This window comes from Enterococcus sp. ZJ1622 (assembly GCF_011038845.1).
Lineage (GTDB): Bacteria > Bacillota > Bacilli > Lactobacillales > Enterococcaceae > Enterococcus_B.
Window position 1 is genome coordinate 216,702 of record NZ_JAAKDW010000002.1, and the last position, 12,493, is coordinate 229,194.

The window sequence follows — 12,493 nt, forward strand, 5'->3', positions numbered from 1 at the left end:
GTAGGAATATCACAGGGATCAATGTAAATGACGCTGTTCAATAAGTTAATACATTTTGACGGATCGCTTATGTGGTTCGTCTTTTTTTATGTTCTTTTATTGGTAACTGGTATTTTTAAGGTATCTTTGTCTATTAAAACTATATAGCCTTGAATCGTTGTTATAATAGCTTTTTTTGTCTAAAAAACCTTTGACAAATGCTTGATAATTCACTATTCTTGTATTGTGGTTATAACCAGTAAAGAAGAGGTAATTTCTATGGAGAGCTCAAATAAAGGAAAATCATTATATTATCAACTAGTTGATTTATTGAAGGATCATATCGAAACACAGATGACTCCTCATGATAAGCTGTTATCTGAAAGAGAACTTTGTCAACACTATGGAGTGAGTCGTACAACCGTACGTCTGGCTTTACAGGAATTGGAAAATCAAGGTTATATTTATCGAAGACATGGAAAAGGTACCTATGTCTCTGATTTATCTGATAAGTCGTCGAACTTAGCTGGAGCATATAGCTTTACGGATGAAATGCGCGAAATAGGACGCGTTCCCAAGACGTCCATATTAGAATTTAGACAAATGGAAGCTAATAAGAGAATTGCTAAGAATTTGAACATCCATTTAGGCGAAACTGTATTTAAACTTAAAAGGCTGCGATTAGCAGATGAAGAGCCATTGATGGTTGAGCGTTCTTATCTACCGGCGAAGCTATTTATGGGACTTGATTTGCCGTTACTTGAAAGTAAACCATTGTATGATGTGTTTTCACAGGATTATGAACAGCAAGTTCAATTAGCTGATGAAGAGTTTTATGCAAGTATCGTGCAAAAAAAAGATGCTGTTGTACTACGGATCGCTGATGGTGCTCCCGTCTTACATCTGACGAGATTAACCTATAATGTGAAAAATGAGATTATCGAATATACGGACAGTGTAGCAAGAGCTGACCAGTTTCATTATAAAATTCGACATATCCGAAAATGACTGTGAGGGAGAACAACATGTTTGAGCTATCGAAGAACAAATTACAAAAAATAGGTGCAGCAATCACGACACAGGAAATAAAACAACAACCAGATCTATGGAAAGAAACAATTGATCGATTGACTCAAGAGCAAGAGGATCTGTTTTTCTTTTTTGATCAAATAAAAAAAGAAGCAAACGGAAAAAGAATCCGTGTCATTTTTACAGGAGCAGGGACGTCCCAATATATTGGGGATACGCTCGTACCATATCTAAATGAACATGGAGACAATGAGTTTTTTATCTTCCACAGCTTCGGCACGACAGATATCGTAGCCTCACCAAAAGAATTTTTGTTTCCAAACGAACCGACTTTATTAGTTTCATTTGCTCGCAGTGGCAATAGTCCAGAAAGTGTAGCAGCTGTGCAGATAGCAAATGAACAGGTTAAAACGATATTTCATTTAACGATTACTTGTGCTGAAGATGGTATGTTGGCAAAAAATGCACAGGACGATAAACAGAACTATCTGTTATTGATGCCAGAAAGAGCAAATGATGCAGGTTTTGCTATGACAGGAAGTTTTACGTGTATGTTATTGAGTGCTTTATGGATCTTTGACCAAACAGCGTTGGAGGAAAAAGCAAAATATCTCGAACAATTGGTGAAAAACGGTCAAGACCTTCTTTCGAGAGATTTAGAAATTCAACAATTATTACCCGACTCTTTTGAGCGAATCGCTTATCTTGGTTCAGGAAGTTTGGCTGGTGCAACTAGAGAAGCACAATTGAAAGTTTTGGAATTGACTGCTGGAAAAGTTGCCACGATTTTTGATTCTTCGATGGGATTTCGTCATGGGCCAAAATCTTTTTTAAATAGCGGGACGCTTGTGATTGGTTTTGTGAACAACCGGCCATATACAAGAAAATATGACTTAGATATTTTAGAAGAGATAAAGGAAGATGGAGTTGCTGCAAATGTGATTGCGATTGCACAACTAGGGAATATCGATTTTTCAGGAACTACTGTCCTATTAGATGATTCGATCAGCAAATTACCTGATGCATATCTTGCGTTACCGATGGTCATGACTGCCCAAATTATTGCACTTTATACTTCAATCAAAGTAGCAAATACACCAGATGATCCATCTCCAACAGGAACGGTCAATCGAGTAGTCAAAGGTGTCATCATCCATGGATATGACAATGAAGGAGAAATGACAGATGAATGAAGAAAAAATCACAGCTATGAGAAGGTTATCGACGAAAGAGGGTGTGATCAGCGCATTAGCAATTGATCAACGCGGTGCTTTGAAAAAAATGATCAAGGCATTAGGTCAAGAACCAACAAAAGAACAAATCAGTGAATTCAAAGAACTAGTATCAGCTGAGCTGACACCTTACGCTTCTGCTATTTTATTGGATCCGGAGTATGGTTTACCAGCAGCAAAAGTCAGAGCAAAAGAGACGGGGTTATTGTTCGCTTATGAGAAAACCGGCTATGACGCAACTGCGCTTGGTCGACTACCTGATCTATTAGCGGATTGGTCTTCTCTCAGATTAAAAGAGCAGCAAGCGGATGCAGTAAAATTTTTGCTTTACTACGATGTTGATGAATCGCCCGAAATCAATCATTTGAAACATGTGTTCATCGAACGTTTAGGTAGTGAGTGTGAAGGAGAGAATCGCCCCTTCTATTTGGAATTAGTTTCTTATGACGCACAGATAAGCGATAGTTCTTCTCCAGAATATGCCAAAGTCAAACCTCATAAAGTCATTGAGATGATGAAGGAATTCGCTCATCCTAAATATAAAATCGATGTATTGAAAGTGGAAGTACCTGTCAATATGAACTATGTGGAAGGCTATTCCACAGGCGGATTTATTCACAGCAAAGAAGAGGCTGCCGCCTTTTTTAAGGAGCAAAGTGACGTGACACCGTTACCGTTCATTTTCTTGAGTGCAGGCGTTTCAACAGAATTATTTCAGCAAACCCTGCTTTTCGCTCATGAATCAGGTTCGACATTCAATGGTGTATTGTGTGGACGGGCGACATGGAAAGATGGTGTCAAAGCATATATCGAAAATGGAAAAGTGGGAGCTATCCACTGGTTGAGGACACAAGGAAGACAAAACATTGAATCTTTGAATAAAGTAATAAACAAAACTGCCTCCCCATGGTTCGATAAGGTGAAAAAATAAGCAGTGAAGATAAAACAAACGATTTGGAAACTTCCATCGACAGTACTGTTACAGTTATCTTTGCGACAGCTTATAGCATGACGAATGTGCGATAAATACAGACTAGTTAGGTGGATCCTACGGAAATCACTTGAGGGATGAACCTGTTTAAATCAAAGAAATAGTTTGAATGAAAAAGAAAACGTTTTCCGTGGTGAGGAGGAAGGTTGCTTGACCAACTTTGAAATAAAAGAAGAGTTTTTATTGGATGGACAGCCGTTTAAAATTTTATCTGGTTCAATCCATTATTTTCGAATACACCCAACAAATTGGGAACGCTCCTTATATAATTTGAAAGCACTTGGATTCAATACTGTAGAAACCTATGTCCCTTGGAATCTACACGAAAAAGTAGAAGAACACTTTGACTTTGCGGATTGGTTAGATTTATCCCGTTTTTTAGAATTAGCTCAGTCTCTTGGGTTATACGCAATTGTACGGCCTTCTCCTTACATTTGTGCGGAATGGGAATTTGGTGGTTTACCAGCTTGGTTATTAGCAAAAAACTGTCGTATTCGTTCCGCTGATCCTCGCTTCATGATGTATGTCAAAAGATATTACCAAGCGCTATTACCTAAAATCATTCCTCATTTAGTTACAAATAACGGAAACGTCTTAATGGTTCAAGTAGAAAATGAGTATGGCTCTTACGGCGAAGAGAAAGAGTACTTGCGACAAGTAAAAAAATATTTAGAAGAAGGAGGGATCGATGTTCCGTTATTCACTTCTGATGGTCCTTGGCAAGCAGCGCTGAGAGCAGGAAGTTTGATAGAGGATGATGTTTTCACTACTGGCAATTTTGGTTCAAATGCAAAAGAAAATTTTGCTGATATGACGAGTTTTTTTAAAGAACACGAAAAAAAATGGCCATTGATGTGCATGGAGTTTTGGGATGGCTGGTTTAATAGGTGGAAAGAGCCGATTATCAAAAGAGATCCTGAGGAATTAGCAGAAGCGGTCAGAGAAGTTTTGATGATCGGAAGCATCAATTTGTACATGTTTCACGGAGGAACGAATTTTGGTTTTATGAATGGCTGTTCAGCTAGAGGAGTCATTGATTTTCCGCAAATCACTTCTTATGATTATGATGCGCCACTCAATGAACAAGGAAATCCAACGAAAAAATATTTTGCACTTCAAAAAATGATCGCAGAGAATTTTCCAAAAATAAAGCAAATGGAGCCTTGGATAAAAGAAACTATTGAGAAAAAGGAAGTCAAGCTGAAAGAAAAAGTCAGTCTTTTTGCAACATTAGACACCATCAGTGAACCAATCCATACGACTTACCCGCAAACAATGGAGGAACTTGGTCAAAATACAGGTTATTTGCTTTATCGAACGAAGATCAAAAGAGATGCAGAAAATGAAAAATTACGAATCATCGACGGTAGGGATCGAGTACATGTTTACTTAGATGGTGCGAAAGAAGCAGTCCAATATCAAACAGAAATCGGAGAAGAGATCCGTCTTACTCTTGATCAAGATGAGCAGCAACTTGATCTGCTGTTTGAGAATATGGGAAGAGTCAACTATGGTCATAAACTTTTAGCTGATACACAAAGAAAAGGTATACGTACGGGTGTAATGGGTGATCTGCATTTTCTCACACAATGGACCCATTATTGTTTGGCATTCGATAATGAACTAAAGATTGATTTCTCAAAAAAATGGGAACCGGATCAGCCAGCTTTTTATCGTTTTGAAGTGGAGTTGGCTGAAACGGGGGACACCTATCTAGATCTGAGTCATTTCGGTAAAGGGATCGTCTTGGTCAATGGGAGGAATATCGGTCGTTTTTGGAACGTAGGACCAGTTCTATCCCTATTCATTCCTGAAGGGCTACTAAGGAATGGCAAAAATGAAATCGTTATCTTTGAGACGGAAGGAATAGTTGATGAAGTTATAGACTTTGTCAAACAACCAATAGTAAAGGAGAATGAGGGATGGCAATTATTGGAGTAAGAATCGATGGACGTTTGATACATGGACAGGTAGCGAATCTTTGGACAACAAAGTTGAATATTAGCCGAATCATGGTCGTCGATGATGAAGTAGCTTTGAATAGTATTGAAAAAAGCGGGTTGAAGTTAGCCACTCCATCGGGGGTAAAACTAAGCATCCTGCCAATTGAAAAAGCAGCAACGAATATTTTAGCTGGTAAATATGACTCGCAGCGTGTATTGATCGTAGTGAAAAAACCAGATCGGATTCTAGCTTTAGTAGAAAAAGGAGTTCCTATCAAGGAAGTAAATGTAGGAAACATGTCGCAAACGAATGAAACTCGTTCCATCACTAAATCGATCAATGTAATAGATGCAGATGTCGAAGTATTCAAAAAATTAAATCAACTCGGTATTCATTTGACTGCTCAAATGGTACCAAACGATAAGGCGGAAGACTTTATGAATCTTTTAATCAAATAGGAGGAATAATCCATGGATATTCAATGGTGGCAGATCTTATTATTAACATTATATGCAGGTTACCAGATTTTAGATGAATTACAGATCTATTCTTCGATGAGCGCACCGGTGTTTGCGGGACTATATGCAGGTTTAGTGATGGGGGATTTAAAAGCAGGCTTGATCATTGGTGGCAGTATGCAATTGACTGTTTTAGGAGTAGGGACATTTGGAGGTGCTTCAAAAATAGATGCAAACTCTGGGACGATATTAGCGACGGCTTTCTCAATTTCTCTTGGGATGAACCCAGAACAAGCGATTGCAGCAATTGCAGTTCCTGTAGCAAGTTTGATGATCCAATTAGATATTTTAGCTCGATTTGCTAACACCTACTTTGCGCATCGTATTGATCGTCATGTAGAAGCGATGAATTATCGAGCAATTGAACGAAACTTTTTGATGGGCGCATTACCTTGGTCACTCTCTCGTATGATCCCAGTATTTTTAGCCTTAGCATTTGGTGGGGGAATAGTCGAAAATGTCGTCTCTGTTTTAAATGGGGACTTGAAATGGTTAGGGGATGGCTTGTCGGTAGCAGGGGCTGTTTTACCAGCTGTTGGTTTTGCGATTCTTCTCCGATATCTGCCAGTAAAAAAACATCTTTCATACCTCATTTTAGGATTTACGCTTACGGCATTATTAGCAACGCTGTTCTCAAATGTTCAACTGTTAGGAACAAGTGTCGCAAGTGTCGTTAAAGATTTTCCTGCCACATTTAACTCACTACCGATGCTTGCTGTAGCAGCAATCGGCCTAGCACTAGCGACAATCAGTTACAAGAATGATCAAAATAATGATCATCATTCCATAGCCAGTCAGCAATCACACTCTGTTGAGGGGGAAATTGAAGATGACGAAATCTAATTATCAACTAACAAAAGAAGATTTTAAGCAAATCAATCGAAGGAGCTTGTTCACGTTTCAATTAGGTTGGAACTATGAAAGAATGCAAGGATCCGGCTACTTATATACCATTTTACCGCAATTGAGAAAAATCTATGGGGATGATACTCCAGAATTAAAAGAAATGATGAAAACGCATACACAATTTTTTAATACTTCAAATTTCTTTAATACGATCATTACTGGAATCGACCTTGCGATTGAAGAAAAAGAAGGGATTGATTCTAAAGAAACAGTATCAGGGATAAAAGCGGGATTGATGGGATCTTTTGCCGCAATCGGGGACTCTGTATTCGCTGCTTTAATTCCAACGATTTTTGGCGCTTTAGCGGCGAATATGGCAACTGATGGAAATCCAGTAGGTGTATTTATCTGGATCATTGCTCAGATCGTTGTTATGGTCTTTCGTTGGAAACAACTCCAATTCGCTTACAAAGAAGGGATCTCTTTAGTGACCACGATGCAATCACGTTTGACCGCATTGACAGATGCAGCTACTTTGTTAGGAGTTTTCATGGTAGGCGCACTGGTCGCAACAATGATCAACGTCAAATTCTCATGGGCGCCTACGATTGGTGATGTGACATTGAACATGCAAAACTATATCGATATGATTTTACCTAAGCTTTTGCCAGCTGGAATCGTGGGTGGCGTTTATTGGATGCTAGGCAAAAAGAATATGACACCTACTCGAGCTATTTTTATCGTACTCATTGTTTGTGTCACTTTCTCTGCATTAGGTGTAATTTCGAAATAAAGGAGAACATAAGAGATGCATAGACAATTGGTTTTGATCAGTCATGGGAAGTTTTGTGAAGAATTGAAAAAAGTACCGAAATGATCATGGGACCACAAGAAAATATCTATACGATCCCTTTATTGCCAGAAGTTGGAGCTGAAACATATAAACAAATTTTTCTTTCTGTCACAAATCCGCTGAACGATTTTGTGGTATTATGCGATCTTTTAGGCGGTACGCCTGCAAATATCATCTCTAAGCTTATAATGGAAGGGAAAATGATCGAGCTTTACGCGGGCATGAACCTCCCAATGGTCATTGAATTTATTAATTCACAAATGATCCATTCAGAGCCGGATTTTATTCGTGCAGGGCGTGAAAGCATTGTTTCTGTCAACGAGTTGATCAATGAAGTAGCAGAAGATGAAGAAGAATAATCAAAAAGAGTGAAACTTTAGCTCGAACCAATAATCAGATTGAATACCGACTGGAGAAATCTAGTCGGTATTTTTATGCTGTTCTTCATCTCAAGATGATCAGATGCGATAAAGAAAAATAACGTGTCGTATACGACACAGCATGTTCGTAAATGCTACATTTTGATCACAGAGACAAAAAATAGTTTATGATGTACGCGTAATATTCTGTTTTTTTATGAGAAGAACGAAAGAAACATTTGATGTGTAAGGTTTGAAAAAATTTCAAAAACAAAAAAATTCCTGCGAATTTTCGCGTACTTAAATAATGAAAGTGTCCGTATATAAAAAGAAAGGAGGCATGTCCTTGCCCCAGAAAATAAGGAAACTCAGCTTAGCTATTTTGATGATAATCACTTTAGGGATCGGAGGGAAAGTCTATATGGACAAAAGAGAAACACAAAAACAGCAGGATTTACTCGCAGTAGAAAAGCAGTCAGTCAAAGTTCTGAAAAATACCCTTGCGGATATCAAGGAAGTGAAGGTCGAACAATTTGAAAAAAACAACATGACCGGAATCTATGAAGCATTAATAACGATGACCAACGCAGAAGGAGAATCCGTTTATTTTGATTATAGCTTTACAAGAGAAAGCAATGAGATAGATGGCTATGGCGTAGAAAATGAAGAAGTCCAAAAAGAAGGGATTACGGTTGATGAGATTATAGTTATCTATACAAATGGAAGTGAGGAAGAATTATGACTATTACTGATAAGCAGTATAAAGGAATAAGTAATAAAGTATACTGGGTAGATCCAAAGCACCCGCAATACAATAAAAGCTATAAAGAAGGCGCTATTAAAAACTTTGGAGGAATAGACTTCCAAATCCTAAAAATCAAAGAAAATTCTTCTTCGAACGGTATGCAGGCGATGGCTGTTGCCCCGATTATCCATGGCAAGGTGGAGAATAAGAATTTCAAAAATAAAAAATTCTTGCAAACTTTTGCGTACTTAAATAATGAAGACATCCATATGTACATAAAAAGAAAGGAGGCATGTCCTTGCCCCGGAAAATAAGGAAACTCAGCTTAGCTATTTTGATGATAATCACTTTAGGGATCGGAGGGAAAGTCTATATGGACAAAAGAGAAGCGCAAAAACAACAAGATTTACTCGCAGTAGAGAAGCAGTCAGTCAAAGTTCTGAAAAATACCTTTGCGGATATCAAGGAAGTGAAGGTCGAACAATTTGAAAAAAATGACATAACCGGAAGTTATGGTGCACTTGTGACAATGACTAATACAAAAGGAAACTCTGTTTATTTTGATTATAGTTTTTGGAAGGAAAGAAATGAGCTTGGTGGTTACAGCGTAGAGAACAGAGAAGTACAAAAGAAAGAGGAAATACGACTATTAAAGTGAAAGTCACTTATTCGAATGGTAGGGAGGACATAATATGACAATTACTGATAAACAATATAATGATATTAGTGAAAAAGTCTATTGGCTGGATCCCAAACACCCGCAATACAATAAAAGCTATAAAGAAGGCGCTATTAAAAACTTTGGAGGAATAGACTTCCAAATCCTAAAAATCAAAGAAAATTCTTCTTCGAACGGCATGCAGGCGATGGCTGTTGCCCCGATCGTTCATGGCAAAGTGGATAATAAGAATTTCAAAACAAAAAAATTCCTGCAAACTTTTGCGTACTTAAATAATGAAGACATCCATATGTACATAAAAAGAAAGGAGGCGTGTCCTTGCCCCAAAAAATAAGAAAACTCAGCTTAACCATTTCGTTAATCGCCATATTAGGAATCGGAGGGAAAGTCTATATGGACAAAAGAGAAGAGCAAAAACAACAAGATTTACTCGCAGTAGAGAAGCAGTCAGTCAAAGTTCTGAAAAATACCTTTGCGGATATCAAGGAAGTGAAGATTGAAAAATCTGCTCGAAATGAAATAACGGGATCATATCGAATAGTTATTCTAATGACTAATAAACAAGAACAATCGATTTATTTTTCTTATAGTTTTTGGAAAGAAAAAAATGAGATAGGAAGTTACGGAATAGTTGATGAAAAAAAACAAAAAGAAGGAAATACGCTCAATAAAGTTAAAGTAACTTACTCTAATGGAAATGAGGAAAGTATTTAATGATTACTGACAAACAATATAGTGAATTAAGTGATGCTGTTTATTGACTAGATCCTAAACATAGAGATGATGCACCTGAAATGCAAGAAAATTTAAGTTTTCAAATTAACAGTACTATGTATAAAATCCTAAAAATCAAAGAAAATTCTTCTTCGAACGGCATGCAGGCGATGGCTGTTGCCCCGATCGTCCATGGTAAGGTGGAGAATAAGAATTTCAAAAATAAAAAAATTCTTACAAACTTTTGCGTACTTAAATAATGAAGACATCCATATGTACATAAAAAGAAAGGAGGCATGTCCTTGCCCCGGAAAATAAGGAAACTCAGCTTAACCATTTTGTTAATCGCCATATTAGGAATCGGAGGGAAAGTCTACATGGACAAAAGAGAAGCGCAAAAACAGCAGGATTTACTCGCAGTAGAGAAGCAGTCAGTCAAAGTTCTGAAAAACACCTTTGCGGATATCAAAGAAGTGAAGGTCGAACGTACAGAATATAATAATATAACAGGTTTTTATCATACTGTTGTGATATTGACTAATATTGAAGGAAAATCTGTAACTTTTGATTATGGTTTCATCAAAAATGATACCGAATTAAGTGGTTTTGCGGTTGTGAATGAAAAAATTCAAAAGAAGGGTGTCACTAAAGATAAAATTAAAGCGATATATTCGAATGAAGAGGAGGAAGTAATTTGAATATAACAGAAAAAAATTACAATAAACTTAGCAATATAGTTTATTTATTGGATCCGAAGCATAAAAATTATGCTCCTTATTTAAAAGAAAATGGAATTTATAATTTTGGCAATACAAAATTCCAAATCCTAAAAACCAAAGAAAATTCTTCTTCGAACGGTATGCAGGCGATGGCCGTTGCCCCAATCATTCATGGCAAAGTGGATATTTCCCAAGTCGTCATCGCTTTTGCCGGCACCAACCAAGCAGATCTCAAAGATTTGGAGACAGACGTCCGAAGTGTCATGAATCTTTACGGCAATCGGCCTTTTTCTAGCGATCTTGAAAAAAGGATGGCAAATACGCTGCTTCATGTCACTGGATTGAAAACAGCTGGACAAGTGGATGCCGCTGCAGACTTTGCTGAGGAAGTCCAAAAGAAATACAGTCAGGCAACGATCTCCACTACCGGTCATTCGTTAGGCGAATTTCTAGCACTTTACGTAGCGAGCGAAAACCAATGGAAGAATGTCGGCTTCAATGGGCCGGACCCATACGAACTCTTATCGCCAGAAGCAAAGGAATGGGTGGAGGAAAATCCCGGAATGCTCACCAATTACCGGAATCGTGCCGATTTTATCGGCAACTTCGGAGGCAATGGGACTGACGCTGAAATCAAAGTCGACATGAACATGGGCTTTCAAAATCCGCTCGCTTATCATTCGCTGAGCAGCTGGACATTCGATCAGGAAGGACAACTGATCATTCCCGACCATGAAGCGAATACACTTGCTCGCCAGAAGCAGCAAGAAGCACAAGCGATGTCCTTATTTACGGCAGGAATCTCAGAGCTGGAAATCTTACGGAGAACCTTCACTGCTAGCGGCGGGCAATTGTCCAGCAATGAAAAGATCTATCTAGAGGATACGCAAGCGTTGCTGGTCGCGGAAAATTTATCTCAGACGATGAAACGCGCCATGGAACGAGTGATCCGGATCAATCAAGACGGGATCGAAGCCTTGGAAGAAAACTGGCGGGAAGGGCTGAAGCGTGCTCGCTATGTCGCGCCTGCGTTGAATGAGCAGGAACTAATGGAAGCGTTGGCAAGTGTTGGGGCGACCAGAGAAAATCTAGTCGATTCCCCGAAAGAAATGTATCAGCTGCGGATCGATAAAGCAAAAAAGATGGGTGAATCCTTTGATGGACTGATCCAGGAAATCAAAGCAAAAATCCATGAGATCGTAGACCGTGATCGGGAATTAGCCCGGCAATTAAGATAAGGAGTTGAAAAAATGAAGATCGAAGAATTGCAGAAAAATTATCAAAGAGAAAGGCAAAGGCTAGAGGAACAAGAAGATGAATTGCATCGATGGAAGAAACAAGGATTCGAATTGATCGAACAGGCAGAACAACGTTTGAGGCATGGTCTCGATCGATTTGCTTTGGACCAGGAACCTTTAAAGCGAGCAAGACGTAGTTATTCAGGACTTCAGGAACATTATCAACAAGCCTTACAAGCAGAGCAGCGAAAACTTCATCGGGAACAAGATGAACTGGAACATGCATATCGTCAGGGAATCAGAAAAATCACAACGGAGAAAAATGGCTATGAATGAATGGATCATGAATTTAATAAATGAATTAGAGAAAAAACTGAATCAGTCAAATGCCCAAATGATAGGGACAGCCATGGGTCAGCGAACATGGAGTGAAAAACAGCGGACGAACAAAGTCCATCGACCAAGCATGGAAGAATCAGCAAACGATTTTTCTAGTAAAATCCCCCAGATGAAAGAAGCCATCAAAGGACGCTTCGCTGATAAATTGACCGAAGAATTAGGGAAACAAGAGAAAGCTTTGACTAATTTTTTATAAAGTGAAGATTTTTATCTGAAACAATCAAAAAACGTATCTCGATATTCTCAAG

The 12,493-nt window shown here is 38.4% G+C and carries 15 protein-coding genes and 3 pseudogenes; all 18 read left to right on the plus strand.

Features of this window, described 5'->3' with window-relative positions; translation table 11 throughout:
- Positions 1-258: 258 nt before the first annotated feature.
- The 18 genes and pseudogenes from G7Y42_RS02840 to G7Y42_RS02920 all read left to right on the plus strand — a co-directional run bounded on the left by G7Y42_RS02840 (position 259) and on the right by G7Y42_RS02920 (position 12,441).
- Positions 259-987 carry a GntR family transcriptional regulator gene (locus G7Y42_RS02840; RefSeq protein WP_165003507.1) on the plus strand — a complete coding sequence of 243 codons (729 nt, stop codon included), beginning with the start codon at positions 259-261 and terminating at the stop codon, positions 985-987.
- 17 nt (positions 988-1,004) lie between these two features.
- Positions 1,005-2,201, plus strand: a complete 1,197-nt coding sequence (locus G7Y42_RS02845; RefSeq protein ID WP_165003505.1) for an SIS domain-containing protein — start codon at positions 1,005-1,007, stop codon at positions 2,199-2,201.
- Positions 2,194-3,171, plus strand: a complete 978-nt coding sequence (gene lacD / locus G7Y42_RS02850; protein ID WP_165003503.1) for a tagatose-bisphosphate aldolase — start codon at positions 2,194-2,196, stop codon at positions 3,169-3,171. Before G7Y42_RS02845 ends, lacD begins: the two co-directional genes overlap by 8 nt.
- Positions 3,172-3,381: 210 nt before the next feature.
- Positions 3,382-5,172 carry a beta-galactosidase family protein gene (locus G7Y42_RS02855; protein WP_165003501.1) on the plus strand — a complete coding sequence of 597 codons (1,791 nt, stop codon included), beginning with the start codon at positions 3,382-3,384 and terminating at the stop codon, positions 5,170-5,172.
- Complete coding sequence (locus G7Y42_RS02860) at positions 5,154-5,633, plus strand: PTS sugar transporter subunit IIB (RefSeq protein ID WP_165003499.1); 480 nt, start codon at positions 5,154-5,156, stop codon at positions 5,631-5,633. Before G7Y42_RS02855 ends, G7Y42_RS02860 begins: the two co-directional genes overlap by 19 nt.
- A 12-nt stretch (positions 5,634-5,645) precedes the next feature.
- Entirely contained in the window at positions 5,646-6,536 is an 891-nt protein-coding gene (locus G7Y42_RS02865) for a PTS sugar transporter subunit IIC (RefSeq protein ID WP_165003497.1), read from the plus strand.
- Positions 6,523-7,332, plus strand: a complete 810-nt coding sequence (locus tag G7Y42_RS02870; RefSeq protein ID WP_165003495.1) for a PTS system mannose/fructose/sorbose family transporter subunit IID — start codon at positions 6,523-6,525, stop codon at positions 7,330-7,332. The genes G7Y42_RS02865 and G7Y42_RS02870 overlap by 14 nt, the downstream gene beginning before the upstream one ends.
- 15 nt (positions 7,333-7,347) lie before the next feature.
- A pseudogene (locus G7Y42_RS02875) lies at positions 7,348-7,751 on the plus strand (PTS fructose transporter subunit IIA).
- A gap of 346 nt (positions 7,752-8,097) precedes the next feature.
- Positions 8,098-8,493: a hypothetical protein gene (locus G7Y42_RS02880; protein ID WP_165003492.1), complete on the plus strand. Its 396-nt coding sequence runs from the start codon at positions 8,098-8,100 to the stop codon at positions 8,491-8,493.
- Positions 8,490-8,810: a hypothetical protein gene (locus G7Y42_RS02885; protein WP_165003490.1), complete on the plus strand. Its 321-nt coding sequence runs from the start codon at positions 8,490-8,492 to the stop codon at positions 8,808-8,810. Before G7Y42_RS02880 ends, G7Y42_RS02885 begins: the two co-directional genes overlap by 4 nt.
- A pseudogene (locus tag G7Y42_RS02890) lies at positions 8,795-9,192 on the plus strand (hypothetical protein). The gene G7Y42_RS02885 and the pseudogene G7Y42_RS02890 overlap by 16 nt, the downstream one beginning before the upstream one ends.
- Complete coding sequence (locus G7Y42_RS02895; protein ID WP_165003488.1) at positions 9,189-9,509, plus strand: hypothetical protein; 321 nt, start codon at positions 9,189-9,191, stop codon at positions 9,507-9,509. Before G7Y42_RS02890 ends, G7Y42_RS02895 begins: the two are co-directional and overlap by 4 nt.
- Positions 9,494-9,889, plus strand: coding sequence for a hypothetical protein (locus G7Y42_RS02900; protein ID WP_165003486.1), 396 nt, complete (start codon positions 9,494-9,496; stop codon positions 9,887-9,889). The genes G7Y42_RS02895 and G7Y42_RS02900 overlap by 16 nt, the downstream gene beginning before the upstream one ends.
- Positions 9,889-10,149 (plus strand): annotated as a pseudogene (locus G7Y42_RS14955) (hypothetical protein). The gene G7Y42_RS02900 and the pseudogene G7Y42_RS14955 overlap by 1 nt, the downstream one beginning before the upstream one ends.
- 42 nt (positions 10,150-10,191) lie before the next feature.
- A complete protein-coding gene (locus G7Y42_RS02905) occupies positions 10,192-10,587 on the plus strand; it encodes a hypothetical protein (protein ID WP_165003484.1) in 396 nt (131 codons plus the stop codon).
- Positions 10,584-11,846, plus strand: a complete 1,263-nt coding sequence (locus G7Y42_RS02910; RefSeq protein WP_165003482.1) for a lipase — start codon at positions 10,584-10,586, stop codon at positions 11,844-11,846. Before G7Y42_RS02905 ends, G7Y42_RS02910 begins: the two co-directional genes overlap by 4 nt.
- 12 nt (positions 11,847-11,858) lie before the next feature.
- Entirely contained in the window at positions 11,859-12,182 is a 324-nt protein-coding gene (locus G7Y42_RS02915) for a hypothetical protein (RefSeq protein WP_165003480.1), read from the plus strand.
- Positions 12,175-12,441 carry a hypothetical protein gene (locus G7Y42_RS02920; RefSeq protein ID WP_165003478.1) on the plus strand — a complete coding sequence of 89 codons (267 nt, stop codon included), beginning with the start codon at positions 12,175-12,177 and terminating at the stop codon, positions 12,439-12,441. Before G7Y42_RS02915 ends, G7Y42_RS02920 begins: the two co-directional genes overlap by 8 nt.
- Positions 12,442-12,493 lie beyond the last annotated feature (52 nt).

What these genes read in the sequence shown, in the direction of transcription:
- G7Y42_RS02840 (WP_165003507.1), top strand. Translation starts at nt 259, where the DNA reads ATGGAGAGCTCAAATAAAGGAAAATCATTATATTATCAACTAGTTGAT.
- G7Y42_RS02845 (WP_165003505.1), top strand. Translation starts at nt 1,005, where the DNA reads ATGTTTGAGCTATCGAAGAACAAATTACAAAAAATAGGTGCAGCAATC.
- lacD (WP_165003503.1), top strand. Translation starts at nt 2,194, where the DNA reads ATGAATGAAGAAAAAATCACAGCTATGAGAAGGTTATCGACGAAAGAG.
- G7Y42_RS02860 (WP_165003499.1), top strand. Translation starts at nt 5,154, where the DNA reads ATGGCAATTATTGGAGTAAGAATCGATGGACGTTTGATACATGGACAG.
- G7Y42_RS02865 (WP_165003497.1), top strand. Translation starts at nt 5,646, where the DNA reads ATGGATATTCAATGGTGGCAGATCTTATTATTAACATTATATGCAGGT.
- G7Y42_RS02870 (WP_165003495.1), top strand. Translation starts at nt 6,523, where the DNA reads ATGACGAAATCTAATTATCAACTAACAAAAGAAGATTTTAAGCAAATC.
- G7Y42_RS02885 (WP_165003490.1), top strand. Translation starts at nt 8,490, where the DNA reads ATGACTATTACTGATAAGCAGTATAAAGGAATAAGTAATAAAGTATAC.
- G7Y42_RS02895 (WP_165003488.1), top strand. Translation starts at nt 9,189, where the DNA reads ATGACAATTACTGATAAACAATATAATGATATTAGTGAAAAAGTCTAT.
- G7Y42_RS02915 (WP_165003480.1), top strand. Translation starts at nt 11,859, where the DNA reads ATGAAGATCGAAGAATTGCAGAAAAATTATCAAAGAGAAAGGCAAAGG.
- G7Y42_RS02920 (WP_165003478.1), top strand. Translation starts at nt 12,175, where the DNA reads ATGAATGAATGGATCATGAATTTAATAAATGAATTAGAGAAAAAACTG.